Genomic DNA, 20300 nt, shown 5'->3' with positions numbered 1-20300 from the left:
ATATCATTTGATTTCCTGGCAGAGTTCGATCAGCACACCATTCGCGCTTTTGGGATGCACGAAACAAACGAGCTTATTATCTGCACCGCGTTTCGGGGTGTCGTTCAGTAACGCGAACCCGGCGTTGCGAAGGCGTTCCATTTCCGCGACGATATCATCCACCTCGAATGCGATGTGATGAACGCCTTCTCCTTTTTTTTCGATGAAACGGGCAATGGCACTGTCGGGCCCGGAAGCTTCCAGCAGCTCTATTTTCGTTTGATTTACCTTAAAAAATGAAGTTGTGACTTGCTCCGACTCGACGGCTTCGCGCTTGTAAGGAACGGTATTAAGCAATGCAGAGTACAATGCCTCTGCCGCTGAAAGATTACTGACAGCAATGCCGATATGCTCCACATTTTTCATAAGCCGACCACATTATTCAACTCTAAACTCATGAACGCCAAGCTCTATTTCCGGTTATCGTCACCCGCCATGATACTCAGGTAACTTTCAAAACGGCTCAGCGCGATTTTGCCTTCCGAGACCGCATCTTTCACCGCGCAGCCAGGCTCGTTGATATGCTGGCAATTGTTGAAGCGGCATTGATTAAGCAAATCGCGCATTTCGGGGAAGTAGTGACTAATTTCCTCTTTTTCCATGTCGGCCAGCCCGAGTTCCTTGATACCCGGCGAGTCGATGATGAATGTATCCTTTTCGAGTTCAAACATTTCGGCGAAAGTGGTCGTATGCACGCCCTTATTCGCGAATGTGGAAACTTCCTGTGTTTTGATATCCAGATCAGGCGCAATCGCATTCACAAGGGTCGATTTCCCTACGCCCGAATGCCCTGAAAGTAATGAGACTTTTCCATGAAGGAGACTTCTGAATTCTTCCAGACCGAGTTCGGCCAATGCCGTAGTAGTCAGGCAGCGGTAACCGAGACCGGTGTACAATTCCATCAGTTCGGCTTGGAAATCCTTCATTTCGTCATTCAGCAGGTCCTGTTTATTGAAAACCAGCACCCCGGGAATGCGGAACGACTCGATTGCAACGAGGAAACGGTCGATAAATCCAAGCGAGGTACGCGGGAATACGAGTGTACAGATGAGTATTGCCTGGTCCACATTCGCTGCGATAAGATGCGCGTGGGCCGTTTTATGGACCGAGCGGCGAATCACATAGTTCTCGCGCGGAACAATCTCATGAATAATACCAAAGTTTTCACTCTCATTCTCTACCTCGAAATTCACATAGTCGCCCACCGCAATAGGGTTGGTCACTTTCAAACCCAATGCTTTGAATTTACCTTTCAAACGACACTGCCAGATGTGCCCGTCCCTGCTGTCCCTGACCTCGTACCACGAACCGGTCGAACGAAGCACCAAACCCCTTATTAAACTCATTTGTCTTTCTTTTGGAATCAGCGAATTTAAAAGGACTTTACCAGAAGTCACTAAAAATTAGCCGGGAAGTCAAAACAAGCCATAAAACAAGTAGTTTTTCGCCCTCCATGATTTTTATTTGCATTGCATACAATTATCCCCTTCAAGCTGAAAAATCCCCGTTTTGTAACTGGCATATTATTAGAAAACGTTTGGCTTATCGCCCGATTCGCTAAATATTTTACAACAAATAATAATATTTTTTAAAATCACACCCGTTTTTTCTGATTATTTCATACATTAGTACACCCAATAGTTAAAGAAAATTAAAAACATCATCCTATAATTTTTCGCTCCGCATAATGGACTTAGTGGCAGAAGAACCGAGTTCGGTCATTGATATTCGTAAAAATCGCATTAGAAGCAGCCTTTTGCTGCATCTATATCAGTCCGGCGACACTTCCATTAACAAAATGGCCAAGTTGTTCCATGCGAGTATACCGTCTGCAACCGGGATTGTGAACGATTTGATGCGGGAAGGCTGGATTACCGAAACAGGTACAGGCCCCGCCAGGGCTGGCCGCCCGCCGGTACTCTACGGCCTGAATGCGAAGAAGTACCTTACGCTGATCATGGACATCAACCGCCATGACACCCAGCTTTGCATATTTGATTTACATAACCAACTGATCCTCAAAAGAAAAGTTGATATACGCCTCGACGATTCGTCGAATTTTCTGGAAGAGCTTTTTACATCTACGGATGACTTCCTGAAATCCAATAACATCACGCGCAGCAAACTGTGGGGTATCGGTGTTTCGATGCCCGGCTTGATCAATTCTTCGCAGGGTATCAACTTAACTTACCTCAACCTCACACCTCCGGGTGTACCGCTGGTAACGTACCTCAAAGAGCATTTCGACCTTCCTGTATGCCTTTTCAACGATACGAAGGCTACTACAATCGGCGAGCACCGCTTTGGCTATGCCGTCGATAAATCGCAGGTACTCACGATCAATATCGACTGGGGGGTTGGTCTCGGCATTATCATCAACGGAGAAGTTTTCAACGGGGCGTCAGGCTTTGCCGGCGAGCTGGGGCATATTCAGGTGAAACCGGACGGAATGCTTTGCCATTGCGGAAAAGTGGGCTGCCTGGATACCATCACTTCGGCCATTGCATTGATCCGCCAGGCGAAGGACGGCATCAACAGCGGCCGGGCAACGATCCTGAAACAGATCGTGCATGGCAACCTCGATCTGCTGGAGACTTCACATATCATCGAAGCGGTACATGCCGGCGACGAGTTTTCGATCGACTTGCTGAGCACTGTGGGCACTGAGCTGGGTAAGGGACTGGCTACGGCCGTTCATTTGTTCAACCCCGAAGTGATTATCGTAGGAGGGTTGCTGGCAGAAGCCGGGCCATTCATTTCCAACCCGATCGAGCAGGCGATCAACAAATACTGTCTGTCTGATTTCAAAAACCCGCTTTCGATCCACATTTCCAAGCTGGGTGCAAAAGCGCGCTTGCTCGGAACACAAGCTTACCTGTTCGACAATCTTATTGCAAAAGAATTTTCCTGATACTAAGCAGCTGATGGTGCATTGATATGTGCCATCAGCCCAATGCTTCTCTCACTTTCTGCATGATCAGGTCGGTAGCACCTGTTCCCGATTTCACGTATTCGCTGCAAATTTCACCTGCCATATCGGCCGATTCAGGGTTATCCAACCACCATTCCATCATCTGTAACAAAGCATTTGTATCTGCCATAGCAAATGCTCCGCCTTTTTCGATCAGATCCACCGCTTCCTGGAACCGGTGATAACTTTTGTTACCGAAAACAATGGGCAATCCGAATGTCGCGGCTTCCAGGATATTATGCAGCCCCACGCCGAACGAGCCGCCGATATAGGCCATATTACCATAGCGGTAAAGCGAGGAAAGCATTCCGATATTGTTGATAATGAGATAGTCGAAACCGGCCGCATCCTGCCCGGCGGCTACTTCGGAATACAAAATGGAACGACCGTTCAACTTGGAGCGCCAGCCCGCGATTTCGTCGGCCTTGATCTCATGTGGAGCGATGATCGCCTTCAATTTGCCTGTTAATGCATTTAACGCAGGAATGAGCACCTGCATATCCGCATCCCACACGGAGCCGGCGATCAGGCATAGGCCCTCCCCTTTGAAACGCCCGATTTCGGGCAGCTCACGCGCATTGGACGCGATCGCACGCACGCGGTCAAAGCGCGTATCGCCCGCGATGCTGGCGGCGGTAATACCGATACCGGCCAGGAGCGAAACCGACGCCTGATTCTGAACAAAGAAGTGATCGAAGTACCTTAGCTTTTCACGGAAAAAGCCTCCGTAGAATTTGAAAAAGATCTGCCCCGGACGAAATATCGAAGAAAACGAAAGGATATAACTTCCGTTTTTCCGCAGCTCCCGCAAGTAGTTGAACCAAAATTCGTATTTGATAAAAAACGCAACACGCGGATTGACAAGTTCTACAAACTCACGTGCATTACCGGGCGTGTCTATCGGCAGATAGCAAATGAAATCGGCACCGGCATAATCCTTCCGGATTTCATAACCCGAGGGCGAAAAAAATGTAAGCAATATAAAATGGCCGGGATATGCATTCCGATACGCTTCCATTACCGGCCTCCCCTGTTCGAATTCTCCGAGCGACGCCGCATGAAACCACGCTACGGGCCGCCCTGCCGCCTGTGCCTGAAACGACGCTCGCAGACGTTCGAGAAGGCCTTTTCGCCCCTCCACGCCGAGCTTTAATTTATGATTGAAAGGTGCAACGAACCGGAATAGAAATGCGAAAACCTGAATGGCGACCTGATAAATAATTTTCACCAAAGGAGTCTGATTAAAAGGACATTAGAAAAGCAACAAAACACCGGCATTCAGACGCGCCAGGGGCCGCTGCCGGGCTTTTTTGTTTCTTTTTTCGTTTAAAGAACATAAATGTACAAAAAACCGTTAAAGTGGTGTCGATATACAGAAGCATACGCTATTATTTTGTACTTTCACTGTTCATACGACACATACACAGTCACAGAGAATTTATACTAATAATATGATGCGTGTAAAACTTTTACTTTCAGTAGCTATTCTGTTTGCACTATCGACAGAAATATACGCTCAGCGCAGGTCTGTGAAAAATGAGGACGCCGAGGAGACCTATAAATCATTTACCTCTGTGGGTATTACCACCAATACCAACTCCGGGATTCTCGGAGGTGCTGTTTTTCGCCAGTCGTCGGCATTGGGTTCCAAAATGTTCGGGAAGAATGCCTATCGCTACCTGGCGCTGGAACTTGTGAATGTGAAGCATCCGAAAGAACTATCCACACAAGATTTTGTAACCGGCGCACGGCTGGTTTACGGTAAACAAAACTACCTGTTCGTGCTCCGTCCGGAATATGGCCGCGAAATTGCGCTGTTCAGCCGGCAGGACGATGAAGGCATTTCGATCAGCGGTATCGTTGCAGCGGGTCCTTCACTGGGGTTTGAGAAACCCTATATGGTTCAGTACCAGGGCTCCGACGGCCGCGTAACCACCCAGCCGTTCGATCCGAACCGGGCGGGAGACATCATTGGAGCCGGCAGCTTTTTCTCCGGTTTCGGGAAATCGAAAGTAGTACCGGGGCTGCATATCAAAACTGCCATGAGCTTCGAACTGAGCGCTTTCCGTGATAATGTGACGGGCGTAGAGGTTGGGTTTATAGCGGAAGCTTTTTCAAGAAAAATTACCATCATGGCGGATGCGCAGAATAAGGCCTTTTTTACATCCGGATACCTGACCCTTTATTTTGGAAGTAAGAAAAGATAATTACCATTACAGATTAATATGATTGAATTGCCAGTAATACCATCGGAACGCAGAAAACGCCCCGATTGGCTCCGGGTTAAACTCCCCGCAGGCCCTGAATTCAGGAAAGTAAGACAGCTGGTCGATAACTATAAACTCCATACCATTTGCGAAAGCGGCAGTTGCCCGAATATGGGAGAATGCTGGGGCGCCGGAACGGCAACCTTCATGATCCTCGGAAATGTGTGTACCAGAAGTTGCAGTTTTTGTGCGGTAGCAACCGGCCGGCCTAACGAATACGACACCGACGAACCACGGCGCGTAGCGGAGGCGATCAAGCTGATGCAGGTGAAACATGCGGTGATCACATCCGTGAACCGCGATGAGCTGAAAGACAAAGGTGCGGAAATCTGGTATCAGACGGTTCGTCAGGTAAAGGAAAACACCCCGGAAACGACCATCGAAACGTTGATCCCCGATGTAAAAAGCAACTGGGATGCACTGATCCACATGATTGAGGCAGGCCAGGAAGTGGTTTCCCACAACATGGAGACCGTGGAACGTTTATACCGTGCGGTACGCCCGCAGGCTAAATACACCCGCAGCCTGGAACAGATCAAGCGTACGAAGGAATTCGGTCAGCGCACCAAATCGGGTATTATGCTCGGCCTCGGTGAAACGCAGGACGAAGTATACAAGGCCATGGACGACCTGGCCGAAAATGGCCTCGACATCCTCACATTGGGGCAATATCTTCAGCCCACCAAAATGCACCACGAGGTAATCGAATGGATTACGCCTGAAATGTTTGACAATTACAGAGAAGAAGGATTGAAGCGTGGCTTGAAATACGTTGAATCGGGACCACTGGTACGTTCCAGCTACCACGCGGAACGCCATGTGAATGTGCCGATCTGATATCGGAGGCCCGTCCAGCATAGCGTGAACAAGCCGGTGTAGTAAAATATTCCGGCTTTTTCATTTGCCATACAATTATTCTTTGTCACCGTTTGCAAAGAGGTATTTGATTCAGTAGTAGAAATACGTAGGTTTATATGTTATACTATACCACTCACAATCAATGAATTCTTTCGCAAAACTCGTCAGGCAGACGATCAAGGACGTGAGCCGCCATGTAAATTTCACGCGGTCCGTCACTTTCAACAACAAACGCTTTAAAGTTCCGGTAATTCACAACATCGGGTTATCCAATTTTGCAATTGAAGACGATGACTGGTTTTTCCAGCTTGTTAAATCCTTAAAAATGCCCGCGGGAAGCAGTTTTATTGATGTGGGGGTGAATGTCGGACAATCACTGATAGCCTTTCGTAGTTACCGCGACAATCCCTATTACGGTTTCGAACCCAGCCCGCATTGCGCTTTCTATCTCAATAAGCTCATTAAAATGAATGATCTGCGGGATGTTCATTTGCTCCCCATAGGTCTTTCTTCCTCTGCCGAAATTCTTAAATTCTACTGTAAAACCGGGGCCGACTCTTCAGCCACCATGATGGGCGACCTCCGGCCCGGCCACTACCGCCCGGAGGATGTCAGCTACGTACCGGTATTTCCGTTCGACGATCTCGATCTAAACAATATCAGCGACATATCCTTTATTAAAATCGACGTGGAAGGCGCCGAGCTGGAAGTACTGACCGGCTTGAAGAAGACGCTCGCAAAATACAACCCCGTGATCACCTGCGAAGTACTCGACTGCCACAGGGCCGAAACAAACCTACAAGTATTGCAGGAGCGGGCCAGCAAGCTGGTAGAACTGGTTAAAAGCCTGAACTACACCATTTACAGGATCAATACGGAAAAGGGATTGAATTTTGACAAAATCGAGGAAATTATTCTTAAACAATACGATTCACAAAGTCAATATCTAAATGATTACTTATTTTTGCCATCGACTAGGAAAATAGAAGAGCTTCTTATGAGGTAATTTTATCACACATTTAAACTTTTCTTTAACTTTTATTTCGTTTCCAATGCCATACTTATTCACCTCGGAGTCCGTATCTGAAGGACATCCTGACAAGGTAGCCGATCAAATATCAGATGCACTGATTGACAATTTTTTAGCATGGGATACCAACAGTAAGGTGGCCTGCGAAACACTGGTGACGACCGGACAGGTAGTTTTGGCCGGCGAGGTAAAAACCAACACCTATCTGGACGTTCAGAAAATCACCCGCGAAGTGATCAAAAAGATTGGTTACACGAAGAGTGAATACATGTTTGAAGCCAACTCCTGCGGTATCCTCTCGGCGATCCACGACCAGAGCGCGGATATCAACCAGGGTGTAGACCGCGCAGCGGTAGCCGAAGATTTCGAATCGAAAGCGAATGCACAAGGAGCAGGTGACCAGGGTATGATGTTCGGATATGCGACCCGCGAGACAGCGAACTATATGCCGCTTGCTCTTGACCTTGCGCATAAGATCCTGCAAGAGATGTCGTACATCCGCAACAACGAGCCTTCATTGATCCCTTACCTCCGCCCTGACGCGAAATCGCAGGTAACGATCGAATATAGCGACGACAATGTTCCACAACGCATCGATACCATCGTAGTTTCGACCCAGCACGACGACTTCGACTCCGAAGAAGCAATGCTTGCGAAAATCAAAAGCGACATTATCAATATTGTAATCCCTCGCGTAACGGCTAAATTGACGCCTGAGCTGCAAAAGCTTTTCACGGGCGACATTACGCACCACATCAACCCAACCGGCAAATTCGTAATCGGTGGTCCTCACGGTGACACCGGTCTTACAGGCCGCAAAATCATCGTAGATACTTACGGTGGTAAAGGCGCGCACGGTGGTGGTGCATTCTCCGGAAAAGATCCTTCCAAAGTGGACCGTTCTGCGGCTTACGCAACGCGCCACATCGCTAAAAACATGGTGGCTTCGGGTCTTTGCGACGAAGTACTCGTTCAGGTTTCTTACGCGATCGGTGTGGCTGAGCCTTGCGGTTTGTACGTCAACACTTACGGAACTGCGAAAGTGGCTGACAATGACGGTGCTATTGCTGCGAAAATCGGCGAGATCTTCGATATGCGTCCTTACGCTGTTGAGCAACGTCTGAAACTGCGCAACCCGATCTATTCCGAAACGGCGGCATACGGCCACATGGGACGCAAGAACGAAATCGTTAAGAAATCCTTCAAAGGCGCCAACGGCGAAGAGAAAGAAGTTGAAGTTGAACTCTTCACATGGGAGAAACTTGATTTCGTAGATGCGATCAAAGCGAAATTCGCTCTTTAAGCAATGACATATTTCAAGGGAAAGGGCCGGCACCACACGCCGGCCCTTTCCTTTTTTAGCCATTTACCAAATTAAATTTTACCGGATCACATTTTCCGGATTAAATCGGGAGGCGGGGAAATTAACATTCTCTGCCATCCAATAATACCGGTGTGATCCCGTTCCTAATGGGCCGCCCCATCAATATTCATTTCCCCATCCTTTTATGCACTCCAAAAAAATCAAATTCACCAATGCCGAGAAAAGTACGTTCTTCACTACTTTGAGGCATCGGGTGGATCATTACTTTTCCTCAAATGACCTTTGTAAATCCGGCGGCAACCAGATTATTTACAAGGCGCTGTTCATGCTTAGCCTTTATATCGTTCCCTACGCCCTGATTCTTTCTGATCAATTCTCCAACCTGAGCATGGCCGGGCTGGCCATAGTAATGGGTTTCGGGGTGGCCGGCGTGGGAATGTCCGTTATGCACGACGCCATCCATGGTTCGCTGGCGAAGTCGAGTATTTTAAACAAAATATTCGGTACATCCATTTATCTGCTGGGCGGAAATGCCTACAACTGGGAAGTGCAGCATAACAGGCTGCATCATACCTATACCAACATCCACGACGTGGACGAAGACATTACCGGTAAGTTCCTCCTGCGTCTGTCTTTTCAGGAGAAACAAAAATACATTCACCGGTTTCAGCATATTTATGCATTCCTTTTGTACAGCCTGATGACCGTCTCGTTCCTATGGAAGGATTTTAAGGAAATAGGAATATTCAACAGAATGGCTAAGTCGGGAATGACCAAGCCTTTTCCAAGAAAGGAATTGATCCGCCTTATCGCAACCAAACTGGCTTATCTGTTTTTTATCTGCATTGTCCCGTTGTGTTTCACCTCACTGACGTTCTGGGAATGGCTGGCCGGATTCTTCCTCATGCACGGCACAGCGGGAATGATATTGAGTACTATTTTTCAAATGGCCCACGTGGTAGAAGGTGCAGAACAGCCCGAACCGGACAAAGCCGGGTGTATCGAAAATGCCTGGGCCGTTCATCAGTTGCAGACCACCTCCAATTTTGCAGGTAAAAACCGCATACTTTCCTGGTTTATCGGCGGCCTCGATTATCAGATAGAGCACCACCTTTTCCCTTCCATATCCCACATCCATTACCACGCACTATCACCCATTGTAAAGGCAACAGCTTTGGAATTTGGGTTGGTTTACAATGCAAAAACCAATTTCGGCAATGCCCTGGGCTCGCATGTGAGGATGCTAAAAAATATGGGAACGCGGTAGTCGCATTCCCATTTATGTCTGAATTTCTTAAACTCCTCAGAAGTGCGCCGGCTCCTCCAACTCGCTATCCCTTGCCACGCGCTCGATCATCTTCATTTTCTCGAAGTTCTTAGGCCGCGAGAAGAATGTGTAAATGGCCGGAATGACGTACAATGTCAGTACGAGCGAGAATAACAGCCCTCCCATGATCACAATCCCCATGGACATCCGGCTGCGACCCGCAGACCCGAGCGCCATCGCGATGGGTAATGCGCCGAGGACTGTCGCCAAACTGGTCATCAGGATGGGCCTGAAACGCATTGTAGCCGATTCCAATGCCGCTTCCTGAATGCTGCGCCCCTGCTCACGAAGCTGGTTGGCAAATTCGACGATAAGGATACCATTTTTCGTCACGAGGCCAATGAGCATGATCATCCCGATCTGACTGAAGATATTGAGCGTCTGATCGAAGAACCAAAGCGAGAATACCGCCCCGCCGATAGCCAGCGGTACCGTGAACATGATAATGAACGGATCCACAAAACTTTCAAACTGCGCGGCGAGAATGAAGTAGATCAACACCAGTGCGAGGAAAAACGAGAACATCGTATTCGATGAACTCTCGGCATAGTCGCGTGAAGAGCCACTCAATGCGGTCTGGATCGTCTCGTCGTTCAATTTATCGCGGATGCGGTCCATCGCTGCGATACCGTCGCCAATGGTTTTGCCCGGCGCGAGCGCTGCCTGCACGGTGGCGCTCATGTAGCGGTTATAATGAAATAGCTGCGGTGGGCTGCTCTCTTCTTCGGCTTTGACGATATTGTCCAGCTGTACGAGATTACCCGTATTGGTCTTGACAAACATGCTCTTCAAATCCAGCGGCTCGTCGCGGTTGGCGCGGTCGTACTGGCCTATTACCTGGTACTGGCGGCCGTTCATGGTGAAATAGCCGAAACGCTGCCCGGCAAATGCCAATTGCATCGTCTGCGCTACGTCTTGTACCGATACCCCCAGCGACTTTGCCTTCTCGCGGTCGATCGTGATCTGGATTTCAGGTTTACTGAATTTCAGGTTCACATCCGTGATCGCGAAGGTCGGGTCTTCGGAAACCTCTTCCATGAATTTAGGAAGATACTCCCGCAATTTTTCAAAATCCGGCGCCTGAATCACGTACTGAATCGGCAAACCGCCCCGTGAATCCACCGAGATTGTCTGCTGCTGCACGACAAACGACTTGGCGTCGGGCATGGATTTGAGTTTCTTGTTGATATAATCGGCAATCTCCTGCTGCGATTCTTTCCGCAGCTTTCTATCCACCAATGCAATGCGACCACTACCCGTATTTGCTGCGCCAAGGCCCGAGTTTCCGGGCGAAGTAATCATCATCAAACCTTTCCGACCAGGCATCGAGTCCATGAGCATATCGCTCACATTTTGTACGTAACGGTCCGTAAATTCAAATGAAGAGCCTTCCGGTGCTGTCATATTGATCCGGAACCAGTTACGGTCGTCGAGCGGCGCCAGTTCCGATTGCAGATCTTTACCAAAAAACCAGATCATCCCCAATGTAATACCCACCAGCGGAATGGCTACCCAGCGCATTTTCAGGAATTTGCCCAATGCATTGCCGTAGTCATTGGTAATCTTTTCAAAAAACGGCTCCGTTTTTTCGTAGAACCAGCTCTTCTTATGTGTCTTGCGCACGAGGTACGCATTCAGCATCGGCGTGAGCGTGAGCGAAACGAATGCGGAGATCAATACAGCGGCGGAAATGACGATACCGAACTCCCGGAACAGTTTTCCTACAAAACCTTCCATAAAAATCACCGGCAAAAACACGGACGCCAGCGTAATGGATGTGGATAAAACGGCGAATATGATTTCATTCGAGCCCTTAATGGCCGCCTCGATCGGGCTCATTCCCTGCTCAATCTTCTTGAAAATGTTCTCCGTGACCACGATACCGTCATCGACCACAAGCCCGGTCGCGAGCACGATCGCAAGCAGCGTGAGCACGTTCACGGAGAAGCCCATAATGTACATAATGAAGAATGTACCAATGAGCGAAACGGGTATATCAATGAGCGGACGGAACGCAATGAGCCAATCGCGGAAGAAGAGATAAATGATAATCACCACCAATACGATCGCGATCAGCAACGTTTCCCCTACTTCTTCAATCGAACGCTCCACGAAAATGGTATTGTCGATCAGCGTGTCGAGCTTGTAATCTTTGGGAAGTTCCTTTTTAATCGCCTCCATACGCTTGTTCACCTCCTTGGCGATATTAAGGTAGTTGGCACCCGGCATCGGGGAAATTGCCAGGCCGATCATCGGCACATTATCCAGGCGGAGAATCGTCTCCTCGTTTTCGGGGCCCAGCATCGCAGAGCCGATATCTTTCAGGTGGATCGTCTGCGTGGCCGAGTTTTTAATAATCATTTCATTGAAATCGTCCTCGGTACGGAAGCGGCCGATCGTTTTTACAGTCAGCTCGGTGTTGTCACCCGCGAGTTTCCCGCTCGGCAATTCTACATTCTCTTTGTCGAGCGCGGTTTTCACATCCTGGGTGGTAATGCCCAATGCGGCCATTTTGACCGGGTCCATCCAGATCCGCATCGCATATTTCTTCTGCCCGAAAATGCGGATTTCGCTCACGCCCTCGATAGTCTGAAGACGCTGAGCGATCACGTTTTCGGCATAGTCGCTTACTTCGAGGTGCGAGCGTGTGTTGCTCGTGAAAGTCAATACGATAATGGGCTCGGAGTTGGCATCTGCTTTGGCTACCACCGGAGGACCGTCAATATCGAGCGGTAAGGTCCGCGAGGCAGAACCTACTTTATCGCGCACATCGTTCGCGGCGCGCTCCATATCCACACCAATGTCGAATTCGACCGTGATCTGGCTCGTACCCTGGCTGCTGGTAGAGCTGATGGATTTGATGCCCTCGATACTGTTGAGCTGTTTTTCGAGCGGTTCGGTGATCTGCGATTCTATAATATCGGCGTTCGCGCCCGTGTAGCTCGTGCGGATGGAAACCACCGGCGGGTCGATCGACGGAAATTCCCGCATCCCCAGGAACTTATACCCCAGGAACCCGAACAAAATGATGAGCAGGTTCATCACGATCGCGAGAACCGGCCTTTTGATGGAAAGGGTTGATATGCTCATAGGTTGACCTTCACGGCGGTGTTGGGTTTGATGGCGATGATACCCGAGGTAATCAGCGAATCACCGGGCTGCAAGCCATCTATGATCTGGATCTTTTTGTCGGTCCGCAAGCCTGTCGTCACCATCGCCTCCTGCGCTTTGCCGTCTTTCACAACAAACACTTTCTTACCCTTCAAAACCGGCACAATGGCTTCCGTCGGAATCATCATGGCAGAGCGGTTGGCATCGAGGTCGGCCAATACTTTCACGAACATGCCGGGTACAAACCGGCCCTCTGGGTTGTTGGCGAGCGCACGCACACGCAGCGTGCGAAGGTTTTCATCCACTTTCGGGTCGATGGCCAAAATTCTGGCAGTGTAAGTCGAAGGATCGCCGTCGAGGTTGAATTTGACCGAACTTCCTACCCGGATGCTCGGGCTGTATTTTTCGGGAACCGTGAAATCGATTTTAACCGGATTACTCTGAACGATGGTTACGATGGGCGTACCCGGTGCCAGGTATGCACCTTCGCTGATGAATTTCAATCCTATTCGGCCACTGAATGGCGCCCGGATTTCCGTTTTTTCCAGCTGTGCTTCTATAACTTCCTTTTCAGCCTCCAGAACCCGGATATTGTTGGAGGTAACGTCATATTCTTCGAGGTTAATCGCCTCCACGTTCAGCAACTTCTTCTGCCGGGCTTCTATTTTTTTGCTCAAATCCTGGTTATAAGCAACTTTCTGCAACTGCGCTTGCAGCTCCCGGTCATTGATTTTCGCGATCAGCTGTCCTTTGGTAACATGCGAGCCTTCCTTGATGTCGAGCTTAACCAGCCGCCCCGATATCTCCGCCATCAGGTTCACTTCCTCGTTAGGCAGCACCGTACCTGAGGCAAAAATCTGGTTTTCAATAGATTCCCTACCCACAATAAACACATTCACCGGCACAGCACCGCCGGAGGACTTCGCATTTTTCCCCTCACTACCTTTTTTCGCATCGGAGCCTTCGCCTTCACCGGGTTTAGAAAAAATAAACAGTTTTCCCAAAACCAGTGCGACGATGATCCCCGCCACCAACATGATCGTACGCATAGAGTTTACTTAAAAATAAAATTCGTTCAAGAAGAGTAGTAATTAGTTATATTTTGCAAAAGCACTATTTAAAGATACTTCATATTGCAAAAAGAGGCAATGTAGATGTTTTATACTTCTGCACGGCAACGCTTTCCCGGGTTGTTTGCTGAATGACGCTTTCCGGCTGCTCAATGCCGCTTTTGGCGCCGCGGCGTTTTAGTATATTTATCGTATTCATCACAAACCAAATCATTCACACGATGAAAATAGCGTACACCTTCGGTTACTATCTGATCATCACCATTATCATATCATTAACTATGCACACCTACGGACAAAGCCCGGTTAAGAATTACAATGCGGAATGGAAAAAGGTCGATGAGCTGATCGACAAGGGGCTTGATAAGGATGCACTCGAACAGGTGAAGAAGATCTATGGCCTCGCGAAGCAGGAAAAGCAGGATGCACAGGTCATTAAAGCGGCTGTGTTTATGACCCAGTTGCAGACCGAAAACCGCGACAACAACACCATCGCGTCGATCAAAGAACTGGAACGGGAAATGGCGGCAAGTACCGGTCCCACCCGCTCGATTCTAACAAGTCTCGTCGCATCGGAATATTACACATATTATCAGACTTTCCGCTGGCAATTGTACAATCGCACCGCCACCGTGGCTTTCGATAAAAAAGACATTGCAACCTGGGGCACCGAGGATTTTCACGAAAGAATAGGCGCATTGTTTCTCGAATCCATAAGGGAAGAAGCTCTTTTAAAGAAAACAAGGCTGGACGTTTACGACGCAATCATTACCAAAGGCAATATGCGCCAGCTACGCCCGACGCTGTTTGATTTACTCGCATTCCGGGCATTGGAGTACTTCTCTTCCGACGAACGAAACATCAAAAAACCTGCATATGCATTTGAAATCAATACGGCGTCCGCATTCGACCCCGCGGCCGATTTTATACACAGGAAATTTGAAACTAAGGACTCCGCTTCGCTGGAATACCACGCATTGCTACTTTACCAGAAACTGATCGCATTTCATCTCGAAGACAAAGACCCCGGTGCGTTGATCGATGTTGATCTGGCGAGGCTGCAATACGTGAACCAAAAGTCTGTACATCCTGATAAGGCAGAGCTTTATTATATGGCCGTCAACCATGTGGAAGATCAGTACCAAACGACTCCGGCCGCCGCACAAGCCTGGTATCTCAAAGCAGCCTGGCTCAATGAAAAAGCGGATCGATACAAGCCGGGTAAGGATTCGGCCGGGCAATTCGAGCGGGTAAAGGCATTGGAAATCTGCCGGCAGATAATGCGCGACAATCCCGATACGGAAGGCGGTGTGAATGCATTCAATCTTTCCAAAACGATTACCCGCCCAAACCTTGCATTGTCGGTAGAAATGGTCAACAGTATTGGCAAGCCATTCCGGGTGCTTGTCAAATACAGGAATTTCAACAAACTGTATTTCCGGGTGATCAAACTCAATGAGTTCCTGCGAAAAAAACTCGAAGATGATCAGCAGAACACAAAATGGACGACATTAGCCGTGGCCAAACCCGAAAAATCCTGGGAGCAGCCGCTTCCGGACAAACAGGACTACCAGGAGCATTCCGTGGAAGTGAAAGCCGACGGCTTGCCATCCGGCGAGTATGTTATCCTGGCCAGCACCGCGCCAGACTTCAGCCGGACCAACGCATTAACGGGCGCCGCCATATGCTACGTTTCTGACATCAGTTTTATTCAGAAAGGGGATGATTTCTTTGTCCTGAACCGCGAGTCCGGTGAACCATTGCCTGGCGCCAAAGTGCAGTTATGGCAAAAGCGCTATGATTACAATACAAGGAGTTTTATCAAAAATAAGGGCGCTCTGCTTACCGCGGACAAGGATGCACATTTCAAACGGGAGCATATCCGGCAAGTGAACTACGGCGAGCAGCATATGCTCGATATCACGTATGAAAACGACCGGCTGTTCGTGCAGGAAAATACGAACCGGTATTATTACAATGAAGATGCCATGCCGGCAAGCGATCAAGACAAGGAGCGTGTTTACCTGTTCACCGACCGGAGCCTTTACCGCCCGGGCCAAACGGTGTATTACAAGGGCATTGTCGCAAAAGGCGACGGTGTGCTTAACAGCCAGCAGGAGGAGTTTACGGCAGTACTCTATAATGCCAATGCCGAACACGTTGCGGAGGCGAAGCACCGCGTGAATGCCTTTGGAAGCTTTTCGGGTTCGTTTGTCATTCCCGGCAATGGGCTGCCGGGTAATTTCTACATTCAGGTACGGGACAATTTCCGCGTTGATTTCCATGTCGAAGAATACAAGCGGCCTCGTTTTGCAGTCGAATTCGATACGCTGAAAGCTACCTACAAGGTAAATGACACCATTAAAGTAACTGGCAAGGCCATGGCCTACGCCGGAAATTCCATTGACGCCGCGATGGTGAAGTACCGGGTCGTACGCGCACCGCGCTTCCCGTATGCATGGGCGCGAAAACGCTGGTGGGTGTCGGAAGAGCCGATGGTAATCGCACATGGTGAAGCAGTTACCGACGCATCCGGGCAGTTTCACGTCGATTTTGAAGCCATTCCGGACCGTAAAGTTGATCCAAAGGCCGACCCCGTATTTGAATACACCATCCACGCCGACGTGACCGATAACAATGGCGAAACACGGAGTGCGGAAACGGCGGTTTCGGTCGGCTACAAATCGTACGTATTGAAGGCTCAGATCCCTTCGGAAATGGAAACCGGCGAGTTCAAAACGTTGGCTATCCGCACCGAAAACCTGGCAGGTGTGTTTACCCCGGCCGAAGCCACCATCCGGATCACTCGAATCATGCCTGAAAACCGGCTCATACGAAACCGTTATTGGGAACGACCAGACCTGTTTGTCATGTCCAAAAGCGAGTTTATCGCCAGCTTCCCGCACGATGAGTACGATCGCGAAACAGAGATGGAAAACTGGGAAAAAGCAGGCTCTCCCGTGACTAAAACCGTACAATTGGCGCCGGACAGCACGGTGCCGGTTTCGGAATTCAATCTTACGGCCGGCTTTTACCAAATCGAGATCCACAGTACGAATGCCGCCGGAGAAAAACTGACCGAGGTAAAATTCACAGAACTCAAAGATCCGGGCGCGAAGAAGCCCGCATATCCGCAATATCTGACGGCGACACCCGCCACTGCCGCCGAGCCGGGTGAAAAAGGGTTTTATATGTTGGGCACTTCGGCGAGCAAGGCATTCGTAATCAGCACAACCAACCGCAAATCAGGCCCGGCCGGGTTTTCGTACCTGACATTCAGCGAGGAATTGAAAAAGTTTGATTACACACCATCAGAAGCTGACCGCGGTGGCTTTCAGGTAGACTATATATTTGTAAAACACAATCGTATTCACACCCATACTGAGAGCATCGCAGTGCCGTGGACAAACAAGGACCTGAAAATCGAATATGTGACATTCCGCGACAAGACGCTGCCAGGCAGCAAGGAAACGTGGAAAGTCAAAATCAGCGGTTATAAAAAAGAACACGTTGCCGCCGAAATGCTCGGAAGCATGTACGACGCCTCGCTCGACCAGTTTTACCCACACCAATGGCGGAAACCGTACATCTGGCCCGTACACATGGGCCTTGGCAGCTGGACCGACAGCGGGAATTTCGACGATACGAATGCCGAGGTTCTTTACGGCTACAACGAAAATTACAAGTCGTTTGAAAAGCGGTACGATGAACTGGTTTTTAATCCTTACAGCAGAAGACTTTCAAGGAACCGAATGACCATAAGGGGCGCCGTCGAATACAAAAAATCCGCTCCGGCAGGCGGCGCGGTAATGGCGCAAGCCGCTCCAATGGCCGCAGAAGAAATGACTGATTTCGCGGTAGAAGGTGATCCACATTTGAATGAAGTCGTGAAAGTTGGATATGGTACAAATAAGAGCGAGCAACAAGCAGCCGCCGAAAAACAGCCGGCCCCGGCCGTCCGCACCAATTTCAACGAAACCGCCTTCTTCTTCCCCGATCTAAAAACGGACAGCGAAGGCAACATTTCCTTCTCTTTCACCATGCCGGAAGCGCTTACGAGGTGGAAGTTCCAGGCGCTCGCCCATACACAGGAGCTGGCGATAGGTTACAGCAGCAAAGAGATCGTTACGCAGAAAGACCTCATGGTGCAGCCGAATGCCCCGCGCTTCCTCCGCGAAGGCGACCGGATCAGTTTCCCGGTGAAAGTGGCAAACCTGGGCAGCGCAATGGTAAATGGTGAAGTTTCGCTTTTGTTGTTTGATTCTGAAACGAATGAGTCGCTGGATCAGCTGTTCCACAACAACAGCTCATCGAGCTCGTTTTCAGTTGCCGCCGGGCAGAGCAGCACCACATTCTTTACATTGGAAATACCGAGAGGTTTCACCAAAATGGTCACCTGGCGGGCAGTGGCGAAAGCGGGAAACCTATCGGATGGCGAAGAAAACATATTGCCCGTCCTTCCCAACCGAATGTTAGTGACGGAGAGTATGCCGCTATCGATGAAGGGCAACGGCACGAAGCATTTTACTTTTGAAAAACTGCTGGCATCGTCCAAGTCCAAAACACTGGCGCACCAATCGGTGACAGTCGAGTACAGCAGCAATCCAGCCTGGTATGCGGTGCAATCTCTTCCCTATTTAATGGAATATCCCTACGAATGCGCCGAGCAAACGTGGAACCGCTACTATGCCAATTCGCTGGCCTCGCATATTGTAAATGCTTCACCGCGGATTGCAGAGGTATTCAAATCCTGGAAGGGTACTGACGCGCTGCAAAGCAATCTAACTAAAAACCAGGAACTTAAATCCGTGCTAATCCAGGAAACACCCTGGGTATTGGCTGCTAAAACCGAGGAGGAGCAAAAACGGAATATCGCATTGCTGTTCGACCTGGCGAAAATGGAGAACGAGCTGAATGGGGCCATGCAAAAATTGCAGGAAATGCAGAGCCCGAACGGTGGTTTTGTGTGGTTCAAAGGCGGGCCGGACGATCGCTATATGACGCAGTATATTGTTACCGGTATCGGCCATTTGCAGAAAATCAATGCATTACCTTCTGCACAATTGGCAAACATCAATGCCATTATCGAAAAGGCCCTGCCTTATCTCGACAAGCGTATCGAGGAGGATTATGACAAACTCGTCAAGTCAAAATCGAACCTGAAACAATATGTACCCGGCCCGGTTGAAATACAATACCTCTATGCGCGAAGCTTCTTCACAAAGCCTATTCCGGCCGCGACGCAGAAGGCATACCAATATTACAGCGAACGGGCAAGGCTTACCTGGGTTTCGCAACCCAAGCTGCTGCAAGGTATGACCGCATTGGTATGCCATCGGACGAAAGACGAAAAGACGGCCAGCCAGATCCTGGAATCGCTGCGGCAAACGGCTGTTAGAAATGACGAACTGGGCATGTATTGGAAAAGCAATCAGCGTGGCTGGTGGTGGCACGAGGCGCCTATCGAGCGCCAGGCGTTGCTTATTGAAGCATTTCAAGAAATCGGGAATGACCAGCAGGCCGTTGGGGAGCTTAAAACCTGGCTCCTCAAAAACAAGCAGACAAGCAGCTGGGAAAGTACCAAAGCCACAGCAGAGGCTTGTTATGCATTGCTTTTGAATGGAAGCGATTGGCTGGCTGAATCCCCGACGGCTACGGTCCGCATCGGGAATACTGAGGTTAGTTCAAAAGACCAAAAGACAGAGCTTGGTACCGGTTACATGAAACAAACGGTCGACACCGGCATCACCCCGCAGATGGGCAATATCGAGGTGGTGGTCAATGGCAGTTCGAGCGCCGCCTCTCTGCCCAGCTGGGGCGCCGTCTACTGGCAATATTTTGAAGATCTCGATAAAATCACATTCGCGGAAACACCGCTGAAACTCTCCAAACAGCTTTTCGTCGAGACCAACACCGATTCCGGCCCGGTGCTTACACCCGTGCGTGAAGGCGACGCGGTGAAGGTGGGCGATAAGATCAAAGTCCGCATCGAATTGCGCGTCGACCGGGATATGGAATACGTGCATATGAAGGATATGCGGGCGTCGGGGCTCGAACCGGTGAATGTGCTGAGCGGCTACCGCTGGCAGGGAGGCCTCGGGTATTATGAAAGCACACGCGATGCGAGTACGAATTTCTTCTTCAATGCCTTGCGAAAAGGAACTTATGTGTTCGAATATCCGCTTTTTATAACACACGAGGGCGATTTCAGCAACGGCATCACGACGATCCAATGCATGTACGCGCCGGAGTTCACAGCCCATAGCGAGGGCGTCAGATTAAAAGCATTACCCAACAAGTAAT

12 protein-coding genes are annotated in these 20300 nt (G+C 49.4%); 7 read left to right on the top strand and 5 right to left on the bottom strand.

Annotated elements, in window-relative coordinates:
- Positions 1-3: 3 nt before the first annotated feature.
- On the bottom strand, positions 4-405 hold the full coding sequence (gene mce, locus J2Y43_RS26010; RefSeq protein WP_309990090.1) for a methylmalonyl-CoA epimerase: 402 nt from the start codon (positions 403-405) through the stop codon (positions 4-6).
- 44 nt (positions 406-449) lie between these two features.
- Positions 450-1385 carry a ribosome small subunit-dependent GTPase A gene (gene rsgA / locus J2Y43_RS26005; RefSeq protein ID WP_309990093.1) on the bottom strand — a complete coding sequence of 312 codons (936 nt, stop codon included), beginning with the start codon at positions 1383-1385 and terminating at the stop codon, positions 450-452.
- 341 nt (positions 1386-1726) lie between these two features.
- Between rsgA and J2Y43_RS26000 the strand changes: the two genes are divergently transcribed.
- On the top strand, positions 1727-2950 hold the full coding sequence (locus tag J2Y43_RS26000) for an ROK family transcriptional regulator (RefSeq protein ID WP_309990096.1): 1224 nt from the start codon (positions 1727-1729) through the stop codon (positions 2948-2950).
- 34 nt (positions 2951-2984) lie between these two features.
- Here the strand turns inward: J2Y43_RS26000 and J2Y43_RS25995 are convergent, their stop codons facing one another.
- Positions 2985-4241 (bottom strand): 3-deoxy-D-manno-octulosonic acid transferase, encoded by a 1257-nt coding sequence (locus tag J2Y43_RS25995; protein WP_409014502.1) that lies wholly within the window; start codon positions 4239-4241, stop codon positions 2985-2987.
- A 220-nt stretch (positions 4242-4461) separates the two neighbouring features.
- On the opposite strand from J2Y43_RS25995, the gene J2Y43_RS25990 reads away from it, so the two are divergent.
- The 5 genes from J2Y43_RS25990 (at position 4462) to J2Y43_RS25970 (ending at position 9756) form a co-directional block, all read left to right on the top strand.
- Positions 4462-5217 carry a hypothetical protein gene (locus tag J2Y43_RS25990; RefSeq protein ID WP_309990101.1) on the top strand — a complete coding sequence of 252 codons (756 nt, stop codon included), beginning with the start codon at positions 4462-4464 and terminating at the stop codon, positions 5215-5217.
- 18 nt (positions 5218-5235) lie between these two features.
- The gene (lipA, locus tag J2Y43_RS25985) at positions 5236-6114 is read left to right on the top strand and encodes a lipoyl synthase (protein ID WP_223399906.1); all 879 of its coding nucleotides are present in this window, start codon (positions 5236-5238) and stop codon (positions 6112-6114) included.
- Between the two features lie 163 nt (positions 6115-6277).
- The gene (locus J2Y43_RS25980; protein WP_309990104.1) at positions 6278-7141 is read left to right on the top strand and encodes an FkbM family methyltransferase; all 864 of its coding nucleotides are present in this window, start codon (positions 6278-6280) and stop codon (positions 7139-7141) included.
- Positions 7142-7187: 46 nt separating this feature from the next.
- Positions 7188-8468 carry a methionine adenosyltransferase gene (gene metK, locus J2Y43_RS25975; RefSeq protein ID WP_309990107.1) on the top strand — a complete coding sequence of 427 codons (1281 nt, stop codon included), beginning with the start codon at positions 7188-7190 and terminating at the stop codon, positions 8466-8468.
- 205 nt (positions 8469-8673) lie between these two features.
- Positions 8674-9756 (top strand): acyl-CoA desaturase, encoded by a 1083-nt coding sequence (locus J2Y43_RS25970; RefSeq protein ID WP_309990110.1) that lies wholly within the window; start codon positions 8674-8676, stop codon positions 9754-9756.
- Between the two features lie 36 nt (positions 9757-9792).
- On the opposite strand, the gene J2Y43_RS25965 is transcribed toward J2Y43_RS25970, so the two are convergent.
- Positions 9793-12906, bottom strand: a complete 3114-nt coding sequence (locus J2Y43_RS25965; RefSeq protein WP_309990113.1) for an efflux RND transporter permease subunit — start codon at positions 12904-12906, stop codon at positions 9793-9795.
- Positions 12903-13976 carry an efflux RND transporter periplasmic adaptor subunit gene (locus J2Y43_RS25960; RefSeq protein WP_309990116.1) on the bottom strand — a complete coding sequence of 358 codons (1074 nt, stop codon included), beginning with the start codon at positions 13974-13976 and terminating at the stop codon, positions 12903-12905. The genes J2Y43_RS25965 and J2Y43_RS25960 overlap by 4 nt, the downstream gene beginning before the upstream one ends.
- A 242-nt stretch (positions 13977-14218) precedes the next feature.
- Here J2Y43_RS25960 and J2Y43_RS25955 point away from each other — a divergent pair, with 242 nt between their 5' ends.
- Positions 14219-20299 (top strand): alpha-2-macroglobulin family protein, encoded by a 6081-nt coding sequence (locus J2Y43_RS25955; protein WP_309990118.1) that lies wholly within the window; start codon positions 14219-14221, stop codon positions 20297-20299.
- Position 20300: the final 1 nt, after the last annotated feature.

Source organism: Dyadobacter sp. BE31, assembly GCF_031457695.1.
In the GTDB taxonomy this organism is placed as follows: Bacteria; Bacteroidota; Bacteroidia; order Cytophagales; family Spirosomataceae; genus Dyadobacter.
The sequence above is the reverse complement of the archived record's forward strand: the minus strand, read 5'-3'. Positions and strand labels throughout refer to the sequence as shown.